General features: G+C 64.7%; 16 protein-coding genes and 1 pseudogene. 7 read left to right on the forward strand and 10 right to left on the reverse strand.

The genetic code is table 11. The features are described from left to right. Positions 1-7: 7 nt before the first annotated feature. Genes RHODMAR_RS02495 through RHODMAR_RS02505 form a run of 3 tightly spaced genes read right to left on the reverse strand, consistent with a single transcriptional unit; the run spans position 8 to position 3,068 of the window. A complete protein-coding gene (locus tag RHODMAR_RS02495; protein WP_042937656.1) occupies positions 8-1,582 on the reverse strand; it encodes an ABC transporter permease in 1,575 nt (524 codons plus the stop codon). Next, positions 1,579-2,457: an ABC transporter ATP-binding protein gene (locus tag RHODMAR_RS02500; protein ID WP_008710944.1), complete on the reverse strand. Its 879-nt coding sequence runs from the start codon at positions 2,455-2,457 to the stop codon at positions 1,579-1,581. Before RHODMAR_RS02500 ends, RHODMAR_RS02495 begins: the two co-directional genes overlap by 4 nt. After that, complete coding sequence (locus RHODMAR_RS02505) at positions 2,454-3,068, reverse strand: TetR/AcrR family transcriptional regulator (RefSeq protein ID WP_042937696.1); 615 nt, start codon at positions 3,066-3,068, stop codon at positions 2,454-2,456. Before RHODMAR_RS02505 ends, RHODMAR_RS02500 begins: the two co-directional genes overlap by 4 nt. Positions 3,069-3,122: 54 nt before the next feature. Here RHODMAR_RS02505 and RHODMAR_RS02510 point away from each other — a divergent pair, with 54 nt between their 5' ends. Both RHODMAR_RS02510 and RHODMAR_RS02515 read left to right on the forward strand, forming a co-directional pair. Next, positions 3,123-5,081 (forward strand): M13 family metallopeptidase, encoded by a 1,959-nt coding sequence (locus tag RHODMAR_RS02510; RefSeq protein WP_008710948.1) that lies wholly within the window; start codon positions 3,123-3,125, stop codon positions 5,079-5,081. A gap of 77 nt (positions 5,082-5,158) precedes the next feature. Beyond that, positions 5,159-6,470 (forward strand): annotated as a pseudogene (locus RHODMAR_RS02515) (cytochrome P450). Here the strand turns inward: RHODMAR_RS02515 and RHODMAR_RS02520 are convergent. The 5 genes from RHODMAR_RS02520 to RHODMAR_RS02545 all read right to left on the reverse strand — a co-directional run bounded on the left by RHODMAR_RS02520 (position 6,448) and on the right by RHODMAR_RS02545 (position 12,217). Then, on the reverse strand, positions 6,448-7,533 hold the full coding sequence (locus RHODMAR_RS02520) for an ABC transporter ATP-binding protein (protein ID WP_008710953.1): 1,086 nt from the start codon (positions 7,531-7,533) through the stop codon (positions 6,448-6,450). The pseudogene RHODMAR_RS02515 and the gene RHODMAR_RS02520 overlap by 23 nt on opposite strands. Beyond that, positions 7,533-8,858 carry an ABC transporter substrate-binding protein gene (locus RHODMAR_RS02525; protein WP_008710954.1) on the reverse strand — a complete coding sequence of 442 codons (1,326 nt, stop codon included), beginning with the start codon at positions 8,856-8,858 and terminating at the stop codon, positions 7,533-7,535. Before RHODMAR_RS02525 ends, RHODMAR_RS02520 begins: the two co-directional genes overlap by 1 nt. 28 nt (positions 8,859-8,886) lie before the next feature. Beyond that, positions 8,887-9,777 carry a carbohydrate ABC transporter permease gene (locus tag RHODMAR_RS02530; RefSeq protein WP_008710956.1) on the reverse strand — a complete coding sequence of 297 codons (891 nt, stop codon included), beginning with the start codon at positions 9,775-9,777 and terminating at the stop codon, positions 8,887-8,889. Continuing rightward, a complete protein-coding gene (locus tag RHODMAR_RS02535) occupies positions 9,774-10,706 on the reverse strand; it encodes a carbohydrate ABC transporter permease (RefSeq protein ID WP_008710958.1) in 933 nt (310 codons plus the stop codon). The genes RHODMAR_RS02530 and RHODMAR_RS02535 overlap by 4 nt, the downstream gene beginning before the upstream one ends. A 596-nt stretch (positions 10,707-11,302) precedes the next feature. Further along, complete coding sequence (locus RHODMAR_RS02545) at positions 11,303-12,217, reverse strand: L,D-transpeptidase (protein ID WP_008710960.1); 915 nt, start codon at positions 12,215-12,217, stop codon at positions 11,303-11,305. A 297-nt stretch (positions 12,218-12,514) separates the two neighbouring features. Between RHODMAR_RS02545 and RHODMAR_RS02550 the strand changes: the two genes are divergently transcribed. Genes RHODMAR_RS02550 through RHODMAR_RS02565 form a run of 4 tightly spaced genes read left to right on the forward strand, consistent with a single transcriptional unit; the run spans position 12,515 to position 15,628 of the window. After that, a complete protein-coding gene (locus RHODMAR_RS02550) occupies positions 12,515-13,249 on the forward strand; it encodes a glycosyltransferase (protein WP_008710962.1) in 735 nt (244 codons plus the stop codon). Continuing rightward, positions 13,246-14,241: an acyl-CoA dehydrogenase family protein gene (locus RHODMAR_RS02555; RefSeq protein ID WP_008710963.1), complete on the forward strand. Its 996-nt coding sequence runs from the start codon at positions 13,246-13,248 to the stop codon at positions 14,239-14,241. Before RHODMAR_RS02550 ends, RHODMAR_RS02555 begins: the two co-directional genes overlap by 4 nt. Then, a complete protein-coding gene (locus tag RHODMAR_RS02560; protein ID WP_008710965.1) occupies positions 14,235-14,984 on the forward strand; it encodes a PIG-L deacetylase family protein in 750 nt (249 codons plus the stop codon). Before RHODMAR_RS02555 ends, RHODMAR_RS02560 begins: the two co-directional genes overlap by 7 nt. Then, a complete protein-coding gene (locus RHODMAR_RS02565; RefSeq protein ID WP_008710966.1) occupies positions 14,981-15,628 on the forward strand; it encodes a class I SAM-dependent DNA methyltransferase in 648 nt (215 codons plus the stop codon). The genes RHODMAR_RS02560 and RHODMAR_RS02565 overlap by 4 nt, the downstream gene beginning before the upstream one ends. A gap of 26 nt (positions 15,629-15,654) precedes the next feature. Here RHODMAR_RS02565 and RHODMAR_RS02570 read toward each other — a convergent pair whose 3' ends face one another. Together RHODMAR_RS02570 and RHODMAR_RS02575 are read right to left on the reverse strand one after the other, a co-directional pair. Next, positions 15,655-16,395: a GAF and ANTAR domain-containing protein gene (locus RHODMAR_RS02570; protein ID WP_008710968.1), complete on the reverse strand. Its 741-nt coding sequence runs from the start codon at positions 16,393-16,395 to the stop codon at positions 15,655-15,657. Between the two features lie 100 nt (positions 16,396-16,495). Then, positions 16,496-17,521, reverse strand: a complete 1,026-nt coding sequence (locus RHODMAR_RS02575) for a zinc-binding metallopeptidase family protein (RefSeq protein ID WP_008710970.1) — start codon at positions 17,519-17,521, stop codon at positions 16,496-16,498. A 243-nt stretch (positions 17,522-17,764) separates the two neighbouring features. On the opposite strand from RHODMAR_RS02575, the gene nhaA reads away from it, so the two are divergent. Continuing rightward, positions 17,765-19,621, forward strand: a complete 1,857-nt coding sequence (gene nhaA / locus RHODMAR_RS02580) for a Na+/H+ antiporter NhaA (protein ID WP_008710973.1) — start codon at positions 17,765-17,767, stop codon at positions 19,619-19,621. Positions 19,622-19,646 lie beyond the last annotated feature (25 nt).

The following is a 19,646-nucleotide window of genomic DNA, read 5'->3' on the forward strand; positions in this document are numbered from 1 at the left end:
CCCATCGTCACCCGCGGATGTCTCTTCGCACGAATGCTGCCGAACCCGCAATGCCGATGGCGGCGGCGACCGCGACCAGCCAACCGATCGACGCCAGCGAGTCGGCGATGTCCAGTGACCACGGAACGTGTGTGAACGGGGAGATGTCGAGCAACGGCTGCGGCAGGCCCACCACCGCCCCGACCTGGCCGAGTGCCACGACGCCGCCGAGAATGGCCCAGAGAGCCGACGCGAACCGGGGGATCGCGCCGAACAGGGCTACACCGAGGGCCGTCACGACCCACACTGCGGGGAGTTGGCCCAGTGCGCCGCTCAGGACGGAGGGCAGTTCGGCTGCGATGTCGCCGGTGGCCAGCCCATAGCTGACTCCGACGCTCAGCCCCACGACGAGAAGCAACCACACCGGCCCGAGGACGGCGAACAACAGATGACCGGCCAACCATCGGATGCGCGAGACACCGGTGGCCAACACGATCTCGGCCAGACCTGCTTCCTCTTCACTGTGCAGCCGCAGCAGGGCCGACACCGAGTAGGCCGCCACGATGATGCCAACGATGCTCAGCACGGCGGCTATGAACGATTGTTCGAGGGTGTCGCCACCGAACTTCCCCAACGCGTCGCCGATGGTGGCGCTGCTGCCGAGTTGGTCACCGATCCCGTTCGCGGACGACCCGATGGCGATGCCGAACAGGGCGATCCCGACGGTCCACACCGCAGTGGTCCCGCGGGACAGTCGCCAGGCCAGGGCGACCGGCCCGGACAGAGACGGCACGGCCGCTACCGGGCCACGACGTTCGGCCCGCAGGCCGCTGCCGAGATCACGCCTGTTCGCGACCGCGAACGCCGCAGCACACAACGCTGCCGCAGTCACCGACGACAACAGGATCGGCCACCACCCCTCGTCGGCGAACGGCCGCACCTGAGCCGACCAACCGATCGGCGAGAACCACGACATGGTTCCCGAACCGATGTCGCCGATCGCCCGAATCGCAAATGCTGCAGCCAACGCACCGAGGGCGTAACCACGAGCGACTCGAGCCCCGGACGCCACCTGCGCCGCCAGCGCCGCGCAACCGACGAAGACTCCACCGACGACGGCGACCGACGCTCCGAACGCAATGCTCCCCGCGGCAGGCAGGCCGAACGCCCACAACGACAGAGTGGACAGCAATCCCGTCGTCGCCACCCCGCCGCCGGCCAGCAACATCGCCGCGGCCAACCCGGCGTAGCGGCCCACCGCCGTCGACCCCATCAGTTCGGTTCGACCCGCATCCTCCTCCGCGCGAGTGTGCCGAACCACAGTGAGGATCGCTGCCAACGGCACGAGCGTGAGCACCAGCCCCGAGCGCCACGACACCAGAGCACCCAGGTCGCTGCCGAAGATCGGGCCGACGAGTGCCGCTTGCGCCGGCGCGGCCAGGGTGCCGAGATAGAACGCCTGTCGGTCTGCCGCCGTCGGATACAGGCCCTCGAAGCTGACCGCGTAGAGCAGCGGGAGTACCCCGAGCAGCACGATCCACAACGGTGCCACCACACGATCGCGACGCAGATACAACCGCAGCAACGCTCTCGTGCCCCTCATTTGTAGTACCCCAGGAACAGCTCCTCCAGAGTCGGAGCAGAACTGACCAGGCTCGTCACACCTGCATCGGCGATAACACGCATCGTCGCTGCAAGAGCGTGGTTCTCCACGGTGCAGGTGATGGTGGAGCCGTCCCTGCTCACTGCGCTGACGCCGGAGAGTGTTGCCAGATCGTCGGGCACTCGATCGACCTCGGCGGTGATCGTCGTCTGGGTGAGATGCCGCATCGATGCCAGCGTGCCGGTGTCGACCGTTCGCCCGTCTCGGACGATGGTCACCGAGCTGCACAGCGCATCGACCTCGGACAGGATGTGTGAGGACAACAGCACCGTCACTCCGCGTCGGGCAGCCTCTTTCACACAGTCGGCGAAGTGCTGTTCCATCAGCGGATCCAGGCCGGACGTGGGTTCGTCGAGAATCAGTAGTTCGACGTTCGAGGCCAGGGCCGAGATCAGTGCCACCTTCTGCCTATTGCCCTTGGAGTAGGTGCGGCTGCGCTTGCCGGGATCGAGCGAGAAGCGTTCGATCAAGTCGGCGCGCCGGGAGGTATCGATCCCGCCGCGCATTCGGGCGAGCAGATCGATCACCTCACCGCCGGTCAGCGACGGCCAGAGCGTCACGTCGCCCGGGACGTAGGCCAGACGTCGATGCAACGCCACGGAGTCGGTCCACGGGTCGCAGCCGAGCAATCGCACTGCTCCGGCGCTCGCGCGAACCAGACCGAGCAGGATGCGGATCGTCGTGGATTTTCCTGCGCCGTTGGGGCCGAGGAACCCGTGCACCTCACCCGTGTCGACAGTCAGGTTCAGTCCGTCGAGCGCCCGGACCGAACCGAACGTCTTCACCAGCCCGTCGACTGCGATTGCGTCGGTCATTGTTTCCCCTCCAGGTAGGCATCCATGGCTTGGGAATCGGTGAACAATCCATCTGTGTAGAGCTCGAGCGCCGGTAGCATGATCTCGGCACCGAGCGCGGTCAACGCCTCGCGGAAGTCGACGTCGGGTCCGGCCATCGCCGCGTAGAGCAGCAGGCCACCCACGTTCTGTCGCGTCAGGAATCGGGCACGCGCCGCGGGATCACGGCTGGGGGTGAAGCGGCCGTCGCGCACACCGTCCTCGAGGTAGTGGACAGCGTCGTCGACCATGTGCTCGAACAGCTCTCGCGCCAGTGCGCCGCCTGCGGAGAAGCTGCGGACGATGTAGGCAACGAGAGGCGCGTACTCGTCGATGCGAGCGAGCTGTTCCATCATCCCGGTGGGGCCGGCGGACGCAGTCTTCGATTCCCGGATCACCCGCAGGACATGCTCGTCGCACGCCGTGCGCAGGCCCTCCTTGGACCCGAAGTGGTGGTTGACGAGGCCGGGCGACACACCAGCAGCCGTGGCGATCGACCGGACCCCGGCGGTGAAGCCCTGCGCGCCGAAGACGTCGATCGCGGTGTCGCGGATTCGTGCCCTGGTAGTGAGATCCTCTGATGCTGTACGCATGAACAACACATTAAACACCCGTTCAATCCAGCGCAAGAGTGTAAAGATGGACGCATGACTTCAGTAGTGAACTCGGGCATCGATCTCAGCTACCAGGACGAGAACACACGTGCGCAGGACGACCTCTTCGTGCATGTCAACGGCAAGTGGCTCGAGGACTACGCCATCCCGGCCGACCGCGCCGTCGACGGCGCGTTTCGGACGTTGTACGACCGCGCCGAGGTGGACGTGCAGACCATCATCGAAGAATCCGCCGCCTCGGATCCCCCCATGGGCAGCGACGCGCAGAAGATCGGCGATCTGTTCTCGAGCTTCATGGCCGCCGACCGCGCCGAGGAACTCGGCGTCACTCCGATTTCCGACGAACTCGACGCCATCTCCGGCGCAACGGATCTCGTCGGTCTCGCCGAAGTTCTCGGTTCCCTGCAACGCACAGGCGTGGGCGGCGGCATCGGCCAGTACGTCGACACCGATGCCAAGCAGTCCGACCGCTATCTGGTCCACTTCAGTCAATCCGGCATCGGCTTGCCGGACGAGTCCTACTACCGCCAGGACGAGTACGCCGAGATTCGATCGAGCTACATCGCGCACATCTCGAAGATGTTCGCGCTCAGCGGCATCGAATACGACGCGCAAACGGTGTTCGATCTCGAGCAGAAGATCGCGGCCGGCCATTGGGATGTCGTCGCCAGGCGCGATGCCGAGAAGAGCTACAACCTCGTCCGATTCGACACCCTGGTACAGAACGAGCCCGGATTCAACTGGGCGGCTTGGATTTCCGGTCTGGGCTCCAGCACCGAACAGTTCGCCGAGATCGTCGTGCGACAGCCACCGTTCCTCAGTACGTTCGTGTCACTGTGGAGCTCCGAGGACATCGAGGCCTGGAAAGCGTGGCTGGCCTGGCGCGTCGTACATTCGCGGGCACCGTTTCTCACCAGTGCGATCGTCGACGAGAACTTCGCGTTCTACGGCACGACTCTGACCGGCACCGAGGAGAACCGAGAGCGCTGGAAGCGCGGAGTCTCCCTGGTGCAGGACGTGCTCGGTGAAGCCGTCGGCAAGCTCTACGTCGAACGCCACTTTCCGGCCGATTCCAAGGCCCGGATGCAGGTGCTCGTCGAGAACCTCACGGAGGCGTACCGCCGCAACATCTCCGAACTCGAGTGGATGAGCCCGGAGACCAGGCAGCGGGCTCTGGAAAAGCTGGAGAAGTTCACCCCCAAGATCGGCTACCCCGATCGCTGGCGTGACTACTCCGGCGTCGAGATCAGCGCCGACGATCTGCTCGGCAACTACCGCCGGGGCTACACCGCGGACTACCAGCGCGACCTCGACAAGCTCGGTGGCCCGGTCGATCGTGACGAGTGGTTCATGACGCCTCAGACGGTCAATGCCTACTACAACCCGGGCATGAACGAAATCGTCTTTCCCGCAGCCATTCTGCAGCCACCGTTCTTCGATCCCGATGCAGACGACGCAGCCAACTACGGCGGCATCGGAGCAGTGATCGGCCACGAGATCGGCCACGGATTCGACGACCAGGGTGCCAAGTACGACGGTGACGGCAACATGGTGGACTGGTGGACCGACAGCGACCGCGCCGAGTTCGGCAAGCGCACCACGGCCCTGATCGAGCAGTACAACGAGTTCGAGCCCGCTGCACTGCCCGGCCACAAGGTCAACGGCGAATTCACCATCGGCGAGAACATCGGCGATCTGGGCGGCCTGTCGATCGCGGTCACCGCCTACGAGATCTCACTCGAAGGCAAAGACGCACCGATGCTCGACGGCCTGACCGGATTGCAGCGGGTGTTCTTCGGCTGGTCACAGGTGTGGCGCACCAAGGCCAGAGACGCCGAGGCCATCCGTCGACTCGCGGTCGACCCGCACTCGCCGCCGGAGTTCCGCTGCAACGGCGTCGTGCGCAATCTGGACAGTTTTCACCAAGCCTTCGACGTAGAGCCCGGGGATGCGCTGTACTTGGAGCCGGGCAAACGCGTCAGGATCTGGTAGCACCATGTGAGTGGAACTTCGTAGCCTGCTACGAAGTTCCACTCACCTCGTGAAGGCAAAGGGGAGGGGTATTTCGGATGAGGGAATTCGTACGATGGCTCAAGGCGCACGGGTCGGATTCGGATTCGCGCCAAGCGTGCTGCGGCAGCCGGTGATCCGCAGGCCATGCTGGTTGCCGACCCGGCAACGCGGGCGAATCCGACGACCGTCTACGAGAAGCTCCGCCGCACAGCGCCTCCCGTGAAGACCCGGATCTCGAACATCACCGTGCACCACCGGGTGGCCTTCGATCTGCTGCGCTCCGACGACTTCCGCACCACCCAGCTCGGGGGCACGTTGCCCGCGCCCCTGCAGTGGATCGAACGACACACCAGATCCGGCGCTCTGCATCCGATTCTCCCGCCGTCCCTGTTGTCGGTCGAGCCACCGGATCACACGAGGTACCGCAAGTTGGTGTCCTCGGTCTTCACCGCCCGTGCCGTGGCGCAGATGCGCGATCAGGTGCAGGAGACCGCCGACGCTCTGCTCGACGAACTGTCCGACGGCTCTCCGGTTGTCGACATCGTCGATCGGTACTGCGCACGCCTGCCGGTCGCGGTGATCGGGCGCATCCTCGGCGTTCCGGAGAAAGACAATCAGCAGGTTCTCGAGTTCGGCGAGATGGCCGCGCCCAGTCTCGACATCGGCCTGTCGTGGAGTCAGTTCAAGCAGGTCGAGCGCGGCCTGGTCGGGTTCGATGCCTGGCTCGCGCAGCACATCGCCGAGCTGCGCCGCAATCCTGGTGACGACCTGATGAGCCAGCTGATCGCCGCCAAGGACGAGGGCATCGGACTCAACGACGAGGAGCTCAGGGCCACTGCAGGTTTGGTGTTGGCAGCGGGATTCGAGACGACCGTCAATCTGCTCGGCAGCGGAATCCGGCTGTTGCTCGACCACCCCGAGCAGCTCGCTGTACTGCAGCACGATCCGTCGCACTGGACCACGGCCGTCGACGAAATGCTCCGAATGGAATCTCCGGTGCAGCTGACCGCGCGGGCCGCCCGACACGACGTCGTGGTGGAGGGCGTGCCGATCAGCGAGGGATCGCTGGTAATACTCGTGCTCGCCGGTGCCAATCGCGACCCGTTGGTGTTCGAGGATCCGAATCGTTTCGACGTCACCCGCGCCAACGCCGGCAAACACCTGTCGTTCTCGGGTGGACGCCACTACTGCCTCGGCGCAGCGCTCGCCAAGGCCGAATCGGAAGTGGGCCTCAAAGCGCTGTTCGACAGGTTCCCGAACCTGCAGTCGGCAGGCGAGGGAACTCGGCGCAACACCCGAGTCCTACACGGATGGGCCACACTCCCGATCGATCTCGGTCAGCCCGCTACGACAACCGCAGACCGGTAGCGGAGTCGAAGAAGAACAGCTCATCCAGCTTGGGTACCAGTCGAACGGTTTCGGCCAGGGCGATCGACAGCTTCCGATCGACGCGAACCGAGATTCGCCCGGAGGTCGTCGTCCATCCATCGTCGGAGCGGGGCGCGGAGGCATAGACGAACGACTCCGCGCCCAGTTCCTCGATCAACTCGACGGTCAGTTGCAGCCCGGTGCCACTGCCCTCACCGACCAGATCCCAGGATTCCGGACGAATTCCGACGACCACGCGCTCGCGCGCGGACGACGGCACCGGAATACGCAGTTCGCCGAGTACGGCAGCACCGTCTCGCACGGGGGCGTCGACGAGATTCATTCCGGGTGACCCGATGAATCCCGCGACGAACGTGTTGACGGGATTGTCGTACAACTCCCGCGGGGAGGCGATCTGCTGCAACTTGCCGTCGAGTAGCACCGCGACGCGGTCGCCCATCGTCATTGCCTCGACCTGATCGTGGGTGACGTAGACCGTGGTCGTGCCCAATCGCCTTTGCAGACCGGCAATCTGGGCCCTGGTGGACACTCGCAGCTTGGCGTCGAGATTGGACAGCGGCTCGTCCATGCAGAACACCTTGGGCTGACGCACGATGGCGCGGCCCATGGCCACCCGCTGACGCTGCCCGCCGGAGAGCTTGCCGGGCTTGCGGCCGAGCAGCGACTCGAGTTCGAGCATCTTCGCTGCGTCGAGTACTCGGGCTGCGGTGTCGGACTTGCTCATTCCGGCGTTGCGCAGCGCGAAACCCATGTTGTCGCCGACGGTCATGTTGGGATACAGCGCGTAGTTCTGAAACACCATCGCGACGTCCCTGGCCCGCGGCGCCAACGAGGTGACGTCCACACCGTCGATTGCGATGTGGCCGCTTTCCACAGATTCGAGACCGGCGAGCATCCGCAGACTCGTCGACTTGCCGCAGCCCGAAGGACCGACGAGGACGATGAATTCACCGTCCGCGATATCGAGTTCGAGAGTATCGACAGCGAGCGATTCGGCTCCCGGGTACCGGTGCGAGACACCGGCGTAGTGAACGGCGGCCATTACTTCGGCAGCTTCGGGGTGATCTGGCGGTCGATGATCTGCTGCAGCTGATCCGAGACGGACGCGAAGGTGGTGGCGACGTCGGCGTTCTGCAGAGCGATCTGCTCGAGTCCGCTGCCGATGATCTTGTCACCGCCGGGGACGAACACGCGGGCGTAGTCCTGCGAGCGGGTCTTCGCCAGCTGGTCGACGGCTGTCTTCGCGTTCGGGTTGGCCTCGAGGAACGCGATCTCCGACGGGTCCTGCTGCGCCGACTTGCGGACCGGCATGTATCCGGTGTTCTGCGAGAAGTAGGCGGTGTTGGCACCGTTGGTGATGAAGTCGATGAATTTGAGCGCGTTGATCTTTCGCTCGTCCGAGATCTTCGCAGGGATGGCCAGACCGGCCCCACCGGTGGGGCAGCCGGGTGCGCCACCGGAGGCCGGCAGGAAGGCAGTTCCGAACTCGAACCCGGCACCCTTGGTGATGGTCGAGAGGTCTCCGGTGGAGGCGATCGTGGAGGCCAGGATGCCGGCGGCGAAATCGTTGGCGATGTCGTTGGAGACTGCGGCGTACTTCTTGGTGTAGATCATGTCTTGCAGGAACTTTCCTGCCGCAATGGTATTGGGATCGTCGAACTTCAGCGCGAACTGATCCGAGTACGATCCGCCGAAGGTCCAGATCGGGCCCTCGAACGTCCACCCCAGATAGTCGACGGCGTTGCCCCAGCCGTGGGCGAGCTTGCCGTCGCCGACGACGGCCTGGATGCGCGGGCCCCACTCGTCGAATTCTTGCCAGGTGGCCGGTCCGCGATCGGGGAGTCCGGCAGCCGACCAGACGGCCTTGTTGTAGTAGAACAACGGCGTCGAGCGCGAGTACGGCAACGCCCAGTGGCTGCCGTTCCAGTTGTAGTCGGCCAGCAGCGAATCCACGTAATCGGACTGGTCGACCCCGGCTGCGGAGAAGTGCTTGTCGAGCGGCTCGATGGCACCGGTCAGAGCGTAGTTGAACCACCAGACATCCGAGAGCACGACGACGTCGGGCACGTTGTTACCGGACAGTGCCGCGTTGAACTTCTGCGACACCTCCTCGTAGTTCTTACCTGCATCGATGAGATTGACCGTCAGGCCCGGGTTCTCGGCCTGGAAGCGGGAGATCAGCTCCTTCTCGAAGTCCTGGGACTTGCCCGGGTGGTTCGACCAGAAGTTGATGGTGCTCGCATCGCCTTCGACGCTGTCACCCCCGGAGGAGCCCGAGCCGGGCCCGCTGCAGGCGGCCAGGGCCGCAGCGGCTGCCGCTGCACCGGTGAGCGTGAGGAAGCCACGTCGATTGATGATGTGTGCCATGGTGTTCGACTCCTGATAGTGAGGTGAATCAGCCCTTGACCGCACCGGAGGTGAGGCCCTTGATCATGTGGCGTTGCAGGACGAGGAAGACGAGAAGGATCGGCAGAATGGTCAGGACGGTCGCAGCCATCACCGCACCCCAGTTGGTGTAGCCCTCGCTGTTCTGCAGCAAGGTCAGGCCGACCGGAAGCGGTGCGACCGACGAGTCGTCGGACATCAGGAACGGCCAGAGGTACTCGTTCCATTCGGTGACGATCGTGATGATGGCGAACGCCACCATGGTCGGACCGGACAGCGGCAGGATCACCCGGAACATCAACCGCACCGGACCGGCCCCGTCCATGCGCGCGGCCTCGATGATCTCCGGGGGTAGCGACAGGAAGTGATTGCGCATCAGAAAGGTACCGAAAGCGACGCCCGCCAGCGGAATGATGATGCCCTGGAAAGAGTTACGCCATCCTAGATCGGCGATGAGTGAATAGTTCGAGATCACGGTGATCTGGTTGGGCACCATCAACGCGGCGATGATGACGAGAAAGACGATGTTCTTGCCCGGGAAGCGCAGGAACACCAACCCGTACGCACTGAGCACGCCGAGAACGAACTTCACCGACGACAGGACTGCGGTGATGACGATGGAGTTGCGCAGGTAGGTGAAGAACGGCACCTCCGTCGTCGCCTCGTTGTAGTTTTGCGGGTGAAAGATGCTGGGCCACCACGTCACCGGCTGCACGTAGATGTCCGGACGGTCCTTGAACGAGGTGATCAGAATCCAGAACAGCGGCAGCCCGATCATCAGCAGGACGGCGACCATGGCCGCGTAACCGAGGATGTTCGCCGTGCGTCGGGTGCGTTGCGGATCGCGGTTGCTCGACGGCTTCTCCGGCACCGCGGCGTCGGGCTTGCTCACTACTGTCATCGCTGATCGTCCCGATCCATGATTCGTACCTGCACGAGAGTGACGATCAACAGCACGAGGAACAGGATCGTCGCGACGGTGGCACCGTAACCGGCCCGGAAGTTACGGAACGTCTCCTCGTACACCTGGTAGACCATCGTCGTGGTTCCGGTGCCCAGCGGACCACCGCGGGTCATGACGTTGATGATGTCGAAGACCTGAAGCGAATTGAGCAGCACGGTGATCGACAGAAAGAAGGTCGTCGGACGTAGTTGCGGCAGCAGCACTTTGCGGAACGTGGTCCAGCGGCTCGCCTGATCGATCTCGGCCGCCTCCATCAGTTCCTTGCGCACACCCTGCAGGGCCGCGAGGTAGATGACGAAGGTGTATCCCAGGTTCTTCCACAGGTACGTCACGGTGATCATGACCATCGCCCACTTGGGATCCTGGTAGAAATCCGGGACCGCGCCGAGGCCGACGCGTCGCATCAGGTCCTGTACCAGGCCGAAATTGGGGTCGAAGACGAACTGGAACGCGATGCCGATCGCGGCACCCGAGATGACGAACGGGGCGAACACGGCAGAGCGAACGAAGTTGCGGCCACGCAGCTTTCGATCCAGCAGCATGGCGAGGATCAGGCCGAGAACCAGCGAGCCGACGACGGCCGCGACCGTGAACACGACAGTGTTACCGACGATCTGCCAGGTGTCGTCGCGTGACGCCCACTCGCGGTAGTTGTCGAAGCCGACGAACGTGGACGTGGGTGACGACAGGTTCCAGTCGAAGAACGAGAACTGGAAGTTCTCCACCAGCGGCCGATACGTGAACACCGCCAGCAGGGCCAGGTTGGGGCCCACGAGGATGAAGAACAGTGCGTAATCGGTCCACGGCCGCGAGAAGAAGCTCTTCTTGCGTGCCGTGGGCAGCACTCGTTCGGTTGTTGCACTCACCGCGAGGACTGTGCTCAGTCTTCGCTAACGAATGGTGAACTCAGCCCCAACGCTCACCGTCGCGCAGACCAAATACCGCACGTGCAGTCGTGAAAAGGGGACAAACCTCCTGAACTCACCCGATCAAGTCTGGAGACGTGACCGATGCGTACGCACGCCACCTTCGTCCTGCTCGCTGCCGGTTTGATGCTGGCCGGCTGCTCCCCTGCCGATGACACCGGCAACGATGACGCCGCGCCAGCACCTGCATCGGACGCTCTGTCGGTGCCCGGAATGATCATCTACACCAGCAATTTCGATGTCGCCACCACCTCGGTGATCGGCGGCGGCGCGCCACGGTGTCACGGTGTCACGGTGTCACGGTGTCACGGTGTCACGGTGTCACGGTGTCACGGGACAGGACGAGATCCTCGGCAAGATCGAGGCAGCGACGGCGATGTTCGACAAGGCCGCTGCGTGCGGGGCACGAACGGACGTCTCCCAGCCGGCCCCGTGTCTACTCACGGCTGACGCGTTGAGCTGAATCGGCGCTGCACCCATGTGCACGGAAATTCGTAGCCCACTACGAAGTTTCACTCACATGCGGCGAAGCCGCTCTAGCGGTTCCAGTCTCCGAGACCGTCGGATCCGCTGAGGGTGCCGCCGCCGGTGTTGACGACGATGACGGGGTCGCCCTTCTGGGCGTTCTCGAAGAACCACTTGCCGTCTTCGGTGCTGACGTTGAGGCAGCCGTGCGAGGAGTTGGAGTAGCCCTGCTGCGATTCCGACCACGGAGCTGCGTGCACGAAGATGCCGCTGTAGGAGATGCGCGTCGCGTATTCGACGTAGGTGCGGTAGCCGTCCTCCGAGTCCACCGGGACGCCGTAGGTGGACGAATCCATGTACATGTCGCGGAACCGCTCGCCGACGATGTAGGTGCCGTTCGGGGTTTCGTGACCGACCTTGCCCAACGAGGTGGGCATCGTCCTGACGACTTCACCATTGCGGGTGACGGTGATCTGCTTGGTGTTGTCGTCGGCTGTGGTGATGATCGAGTCGCCGGTCGAGAACTCGGCTTTCGCACCGCCCGCTTCGACCGTCACCTGCGTGTGCGCCGGGTAGAACTCGTTGGGCAGCCACCGCACCTGACTGTCGTTGATCCAGTAGAAGTGACCGGCCACCGACGGGTTGGTGGTGACACGAATGGCACGGAGCGCGGCATCGCGGTCTCCGATGGCCTCGTCGAATCGGATGGCGATGGGCTGGGCAACTCCGACGACCTCGCCGCCGGACGGGCTGATGCTGGGATCGGAGAAGTTCGCAGGCGCGGGCTGGGGTACGAGCTGCCGCTGCTGAGGAGCGGGCGCGGCGGGATCCGAGGACCCGGGGAAGCCGGGAATCGAGATGTCCGGGCCACCGGGCCACAGCGGGGCGGCCTGCGCAGTACCGAACGCGGCGGACGCAGCAAGGGCTGTACCTGCGACGATCGCGCCGATGCGGGCGAACCTGCGTGTGCGAACCGGTGATGCCATGTAACCCGACCATCCTTCGTGCTGCGTCGCGACACCCACCGACAATGCTGTTGGCAGGCAAAGCCCATTAACACATACCACCACGACATTTGCTAATCGGAAATGTCCGAAAGCGGCGAAAGAAACCTCGAGTACGAGTATCTTCCCGCAACCGGACCGAGCCGGGTCGCAGCAGGCCAGGCCGTATGTGTCGACGGCCCTGGAACGGGTATGAGTGCAGGAGCACCTCATCCGTCCAGACACCGGCGGCTTCCATTGCGGACTCTTCACACGTCCGGTGTCCGAAAAGGGTGAACCGTGATTACAGACCCTGTACCTGGTGTCCTCATCGGCCGTTCCCACATCAGCCACGTAGTGGTCGTCGTACCCGCGCACAACGAGCAGGATTTGCTCGACGCCTGCCTGACGGCGTTGTCGCGGGCGGAGCGTCACGTCGTCGAGGTGGCCTCGGTGACCGTCTCGACGATCGTCGTTCTCGATGCGTGCACCGACGATTCCGCGCGTATTGCGGCACGTCACCCGTCGGTGTCGACCGTGACGGTCGCGCACCGCAACGTCGGTGCGGCCCGGGCAGCCGGCTTCTCGAACTACTCCTCAGAACTCGCAGCCACCACCTGGTTCGCCACGACCGACGCCGACACCCGAGTGGGTGAGGACTGGCTGGTCGGCCATCTTCGGCACGCCACCGACGGCGCTCGGGCGGTGGCAGGAACGGTGTCGGTCGAGTTCGAGGGCCGCGTCGAAAAGGACGTACGGCTGCGATCGACCTATGACGCGCACTATCGACATGAACTCGGCCACCCGCACGTGCACGGTGCCAATCTCGGAATCCGGGCGGCGGACTACCTGTCCGTCGGCGGATTCGCGCCGCTGGCCACCGGAGAAGACCACGACCTGGTGCGTCGGCTCGAACTCGGCGGCACCACCTGCCGGCGGGTGTGCGACATTCCGGTCGCGACGTCGGGCCGCCTGCGCGGCAGAGCGCCCGACGGTATGGCCGGATTCCTACGTTCTCTGGAGCCTTCCGCATGATCGAGACCAGCCTCCGGGCATCGACCGACCGAGCCGAGCAACACACCGGGTTGCGCGCTGCGTTCTTGGCCTTCGAGGCCGACGGTCGTCTCGACCTGGCGCTGCCCGGCTCGGGATACACCGACCTGCGCTGGCAATCGCTCGCAGCCCTCAGTCGGCACAACACCGTTCTCGGCAGATGGTCGGAAGCGCACACCGATGCGATCGCGATCCTGCACGAACTCGACGGCCCGACGCCACAGCGCGGGCAGATCTGGGGAGTGTGGGCTGCGGAGCCGCCGGCCCCGGTTCTCGAAGCGGCACCGGCAGATTCGGGCTGGCTTCTCACCGGAACCAAACCCTGGTGTTCCGGCGCATCGCTGTGCACGCATGCCCTGGTCACCGCCCGCGTGGACGGCAGTCCTCGGTTGTTCGCGGTCGATTTGACGCACACCGGCGTCGCCTCAGTTCCGAACACGTGGCATGCGGTGGGGATGAGCGAGAGCGACTCCGGCCACGTGGCGTTCGACAACGTCCCCTCCGTCGCGGTCGGCGGGCCCACCGACTACCTCACCCGGCCGGGCTTCTGGCACGGGGCCATCGGGGTGTCGGCCGCCTGGTTCGGGAGCGCGTGCGCGGTGGCGGACACCCTTCATGCCGCCGTCCGCAACAGGCCGGACCCACATCGAGCTGCCCATCTCGGCGCCATCGCCGCCTCGCTCGGGGCCGCCTCGAGCGCACTGACCACCGCCGCAGCCGAGGTGGACGCGGATCCATTCGACCGCTCCGGGCGAGCTCGAACCCGAGCCCGCGTCGTGCGGGCGGTGGTCGAGGATGCGGCGACCCAGTGCATCGACCGCGTCGGTCGCGCTCTCGGTGCCGGCCCACTGTGCAGCGATGACGAGCACGCGCAGCGCGTCGCAGATCTCACCGTCTATCTGAGGCAGAGCCACGCCGAACGCGATCTCGAAGCCCTCGGGCACGACATCGCCGAGGAGGACAACCCATGGTAGAGAACGCATTCGACGCCGAAGTCGATGTCGGCACCGCCGAATCGGACTGGATGTCGGCCGACTGGTCCATCCCCGGTCTGCAATGGAAGGACGTCGTCACCATGGTCGTCGTCGCTCCGCACCCCGACGACGAGGTGCTCGGCATCGGTGGACTGCTGTCTTTGGCAGCCGCGGCGGGCGTCGATGTGCGGGTGGTCGCGGTGACCGACGGCGACGGCTCCCATCCCGGTTCCCCGACGGTGACGGCGGACGACCTGCGCGCACGTCGCCCCGTCGAGTCCGAACGTGCGTTGGCCGAACTCGGGATCGACCAGCCTCCGACGCGTCTGCATTTCACCGACGGCGGCGTCGAGAACCACGAGGACGCGCTGGCCGCTGCACTGATCCCGCTGCTCGACGCGACCCCGGGCACCTGGTGCCTGACGCCGTGGCGCGGGGACGGCCATCCCGACCACGAAGCCACTGCGCGGGCAACGATCGCCGCGGCGAACACTGTCGGGGTACCGGTTCTGGAGTACCCGATCTGGATGTGGCACTGGGCAACTCCCGATCACCCGGCGGTGCCGTGGACGCGTTGCCGCCGTATCGATCTGCCGGCGCACACTCTCGACGCCAAGCGCGCGTCGATCGAGCAGTTCGACTCCCAGATCCGGCCGCTGTCCGAACACCCCGCGGACCGGGCCGTGCTGCCGCCGCACATACTCGCGCGCTATCAGCGGCCCTTCGAGGTGGTGTTCGCATGAGCCCGGACTCTCGAGCAAGTCTGAGCGTCGAGTACTTCCGTGACGTCTATGCGGAGAAGGACGATCCGTTCATGCTCGACAGCAAGTGGTACGAGAAGCGCAAGTACGCACTGACAATGGCCTCGCTGCCCAAGCCACAGTATCGGCGCGCACTGGAGCCCGGTTGCTCGATCGGTGTACTCACCGAACACTTGGCCGCCCGATGCGATCAGGTGGTGTCGACCGACGTGGTGCAGAACGCCATCGATTCGGCTCGTTCACGCGTAGGCGACACTGCTGCAGTCGAATTCGCACTGTGGTCCCTGTCGGACGACTGGTCGGCCCTGCCCGAACCGACGGTGCCCTTCGATCTGATCGTCATCAGCGAAGTCGGCTACTACCTCGATGCCGCCGATCTGGCGTCGGCGATGACCCGCGTCGTCGAGCACTTGGAGACCCGGGGAACGCTGGTGGTCGCGCACTGGCGTCACGCCGTGGACGACTACCCGCTCTCGGGTGATCAAGTACACGACATCATCGCCGCCACAACGGGATTGGCGTTGCTCAGTCGCTACCTCGACGAGGACGTACGTATCGAGGTCTTCGTGGCCTCGGACGGTCCGGCGGTATCGGTCGCGAGCACCGACGGCCTCGATGTGCGGTGACTACGCTCGATCTCTGAACAGGGGGCTCAGTCGGTGGACTTCGCCGCGTCGATCACCAGTTGCTCGGCGAGATCGGCGAGCTTGACGTTGGTGTCCTGAGACAGCTTGGCCAGCAAGGCGAATGCCGCCTGCGAGTTCAGGTTGTAGCGTTCCATCAGCATGCCTTTGGCCTGACCGATCAGGTCTCGGCTCGTCAACGCTGCCCGGATCTGCTGTTCCTCGCGGGCGCTGGAGAACGCGATGGCGGCGTGGGCAGCGAACAGTGAGCCGATGGATTCGGCCTCGACCGAGAACGCGTCGGTCCGGGTGGAATGCAGGTTCAGCGCGCCGAAGTTGACCCCCTCGACGTAGAGTTGGAAGCAGATCATGCTCTTGACCCCGAGCGCGGACGCGGCGTCGGCGAACAGCGGCCAGCGGGTGTCACTGTCCATGTCGTCGATGCGGATGGTGGTCTGCTCGATCGCCGATTCGAGGCAGGGACCTTCGCCCAGCTGCTCCTGAATCTTGTCGCAATGACCGGCGGGTTCTCCCACCAGTGCAGCACTGTGTACGAACTTGCCCTGCAGCACTGTGGTGATGGACGCGAACTCGGCGGCCGGGACGTTCGCCACTGCCGACTCGGTGATCGTCAGAAGAACTCGATCGGGATCCGAATGCTGGCGGCGCAGCTTCTCGGCGATCTCGGCCAGCCGACGGCTGAGCACGAAATCGGTCACCGAGGGGCGAATGCCCGTCGACTCCACTGTCTGCTCGCTGATGATGGCCACCTCGTCCTACTGCTGCGCTGGGGCGTACCCCGGGGTCGGCGGGATGCCGACACCACAGGATACGCCCCTACCGGCCAGGTCAGAGACCGTTAGCCGAGCATCAGAGTGCGCTGGGTGCGATCAGGGAGTGCACGTACCCGATTTTCTTCACCACGGTCGCCGGCAACACGAACGGGTAGAGGTCCTGATGACCCATCGAGCGATTGATCTGGTTCAGTGCCCATGACAGCGGCAACCACCACTCGACGATCTGATCGAAGCCGACGTCGCCGGGCAGCGGGCTCTCCAGTGTCGAACCGGCCGGTGCCATCCCGAAGGCCGCGGCCGTGTCGAGGGTGTCGCGGATGTGCAGGTAATGCGCGAAGGTCTCGGCCCAGTCCTCGGCGGGATGCATGGTGGCGTAGGACGAGACGTAGTTGTCTTCCCAGCCGTCGGGCGCACCTTCGCTGTAGTGCCGATCGAGCGCGTCCTGATAGCTCGAATCCGGATCGCCGAACAATTCCTCGAACGCGGCCCGGTGCTCGCCGTTTCCGACCAGCACCATCTGGTAGTAGTGACCGATTTCGTGACGGAAGTGTCCGACCAGCGTGCGGTACGGCTCGGACATCGCCACGCGCAGTTGTTCGCGGTGCACATCGTCGCCCTCGGCAAGGTCGAGGGTGATCAGGCCGTTGTCGTGGCCGGTCATCACCTGCTGTTCGGCACTCGAGAGCAGATCGAAGACCAGGCCCGTCTCGCTGTCCTCGTCTCGGCCGACGATCGGCAAGCCCAGTTCGGTGAGTTCCAGAATGACACGGCGCTTGTTGGTCTCGGCGTCGGCGTACGCGGCCATCGCGTCCACATCGTCGTCGGCCGGCCTGGTTCGTGTCAGGCGGCAGGACAGGCAGAGTTCGTCGGTGTCTCCGGTATCGACCAGCCAGTTGCAGCGCGCGGTATTGAGGTTGGCGCACATCTTCCACATGGTGCCGTCCACCTCGGCTTCGGCGACGCCGTCGTCGGCCTTCTCAGGAAGCACCAGCAGAGCTCTGCTCGGCAGATGGAAGCCGAGTGCACTCGAGCAGCTCAGACACAGTGAGTTCTCGAACGACAGCTTCTGTCCGCATTTACGGCAGATGAAATCACGCATGGATGTTCCTTAGTGGCAGGGGTGAGTCGGGCTCGTATTCCCGTTTATGTGCGAACTAATGCCCGCTGTCGAATATGTCGCGCACATCTCTCGGGTGTCGAGCACGGCCGGCTCGCGATGCGACGAGTCCGGCAGCGCAATAACGTTACTCTGCGGGCTCTCACCTGCGTGGAAGCAAACCGTCGACCCTCGCGTTGGTACAGACTGCTTCACAACACACTGAACGAAGGGCTCGGGCTGCAGATGGCAGATCAGATCACGCCGACGAATCGGCCGATGGCCCGCTTCGTCGAACGGCTGTCGCGGGCTCGCGGCGAGAAGAACAGCGAGACCCTGGCGGCAGGCTTCCTGCTCGCAGCAACACTGATCGCGCTGATCTGGGCGAACTCCCCCCTGGGTGATACCTATCAATCGTTCTGGCACACCGAGCTGTCGGTCACCGTCGGCGAGCACGGTATCGCACTCGATCTCGCCCACTGGGTCAACGACGGCCTGATGGCACTGTTCTTCTTCGTCGTCGGGCTCGAAGTCAAGCGCGAGTTCGCGATGGGTGAGCTGACCGACCGATCACGTGCCGCCATCCCCATCGTCGCCGCGATCGCCGGGCTCGTGGCACCCGCGTTGTTGTTCCTCGCCTTCAATCCGTCCGGTCCCGCCGCTCAGGCGTGGGGTGTCGTCATTTCCACCGACACCGCGTTCCTACTCGGGGCACTCGCCGTCCTCGGTCCGAAGAAAGCCGCGCGGCTACGAATCTTCCTGCTCACCCTCGCCGTCGCCGACGACGTGGGCGCGCTGGCGATCATTGCGTTCTTCTACACCGACAACCTCGACGTGGTGCCGCTCGCGCTGGCCTTCGTCGGTCTCGGCCTGATCTTCCTGCTGCGTCGACTCGAAGTGTGGCGCGGCGTGGGGTACTTCGTCGTCGCGCTCTTCACCTGGGTCGCGATGTACGAATCGGGGGTGCATCCCACCCTCGCCGGGGTGATGATCGCGTTGATCCTGCCGGTCTACCCACCGCGACGCATCGAGGTGGAACGGGCATCGGATCTGACGCGCGCGTTCCGGCAGTCCCCGAACCCCGAATATGCCCGCGCGGCCCGCCTCGGTCTGGATCGAGCCGTCTCGGTCAACGAGAGACTCATGCGGCTCTACCAGCCGTACACGGCCTTCATCATCGTGCCGATCTTCGCCCTCGCCAATGCCGGAGTCGTACTCAGCTCCGAGACGCTGAAAGCCGCGTCGACCTCGACGCTCACCTGGGGCATCATTGCCGGCCTCGTTCTCGGCAAGCTCATCGGAATCACCGGTGCCTCGGCCATTTTCGCGAGGCTCAAGCCCTCCGCCCTGTCTCCGGGGCTGACGCTCTCGCACATCGCAGGCGGTGCGGCGATGTCCGGAATCGGCTTCACGATTTCGCTGTTCATCATCGATCTCGCACTCGATGACGAGCTACTGGCGGATGAGGCACGCGTCGGCGTGCTGGCGGCCTCGGCCGTTGCCGCACTGCTCGGCTGGATCCTGTTCCGCATCGACGCCAAAATTCACCCGCCGAAAGCCGAAGCGTCACTGCGCATTCTGCGTCCGGTCAGCGCAAAGCGTGATCACATTCGCGGTCCGGTCGACGCGCCGTTGACGATCGTCGAGTACGCCGATTTCGAGTGCCCGTTCTGCAGCAAGGCAACCGGCAGCGTCGCCGAGGTACGCAAGCACTTCGGCGACGACCTCCGGTACGTCTACCGCCACCTGCCGCTCGACGACTACCACCCCCATGCCCGCTACGCTGCCTATGCCAGCGAAGCTGCTGCCGCGCAGGGCAAGTTCTGGGAAATGGCCGACGCGTTGTTCCGCAACAGCGACGCACTCGAGCCCGACGACATCGACGGCTATGCGCGCGAACTCGGCCTCGACATCGACAAGTTCGACGACGACATCCGTACCGGCGATCACGTCGTCCGCGTCGAGGACGACGAACTCGACGCGACCTCCTCCGATGTGGGCGGCACTCCGACGTTCTACCTGGGACGGGGCGACAAGAACCTCATCCGTCACGTCGGGCCCTACGACGCCGCGACACTGATCCGGGCGCTCGAGGAGAGCTAGCGGGCGAACCGATCGGTATTTTCTA

This window comes from Rhodococcus sp. AW25M09 (assembly GCF_000333955.1).
GTDB lineage: Bacteria > Actinomycetota > Actinomycetes > Mycobacteriales > Mycobacteriaceae > Rhodococcoides.

Coding starts and splice junctions, on each gene's coding strand:
- RHODMAR_RS02575 (WP_008710970.1), bottom strand. CDS start 17,521: ATGCGTGATTTCATCTGCCGTAAATGCGGACAGAAGCTGTCGTTCGAG.
- RHODMAR_RS02555 (WP_008710963.1), top strand. CDS start 13,246: ATGATCGAGACCAGCCTCCGGGCATCGACCGACCGAGCCGAGCAACAC.
- RHODMAR_RS02520 (WP_008710953.1), bottom strand. CDS start 7,533: ATGGCCGCCGTTCACTACGCCGGTGTCTCGCACCGGTACCCGGGAGCC.
- RHODMAR_RS02530 (WP_008710956.1), bottom strand. CDS start 9,777: ATGACAGTAGTGAGCAAGCCCGACGCCGCGGTGCCGGAGAAGCCGTCG.
- RHODMAR_RS02560 (WP_008710965.1), top strand. CDS start 14,235: ATGGTAGAGAACGCATTCGACGCCGAAGTCGATGTCGGCACCGCCGAA.
- RHODMAR_RS02500 (WP_008710944.1), bottom strand. CDS start 2,457: ATGACCGACGCAATCGCAGTCGACGGGCTGGTGAAGACGTTCGGTTCG.
- nhaA (WP_008710973.1), top strand. CDS start 17,765: ATGGCAGATCAGATCACGCCGACGAATCGGCCGATGGCCCGCTTCGTC.
- RHODMAR_RS02545 (WP_008710960.1), bottom strand. CDS start 12,217: ATGGCATCACCGGTTCGCACACGCAGGTTCGCCCGCATCGGCGCGATC.
- RHODMAR_RS02495 (WP_042937656.1), bottom strand. CDS start 1,582: ATGAGGGGCACGAGAGCGTTGCTGCGGTTGTATCTGCGTCGCGATCGT.
- RHODMAR_RS02525 (WP_008710954.1), bottom strand. CDS start 8,858: ATGGCACACATCATCAATCGACGTGGCTTCCTCACGCTCACCGGTGCA.
- RHODMAR_RS02510 (WP_008710948.1), top strand. CDS start 3,123: ATGACTTCAGTAGTGAACTCGGGCATCGATCTCAGCTACCAGGACGAG.
- RHODMAR_RS02505 (WP_042937696.1), bottom strand. CDS start 3,068: ATGCGTACAGCATCAGAGGATCTCACTACCAGGGCACGAATCCGCGAC.
- RHODMAR_RS02565 (WP_008710966.1), top strand. CDS start 14,981: ATGAGCCCGGACTCTCGAGCAAGTCTGAGCGTCGAGTACTTCCGTGAC.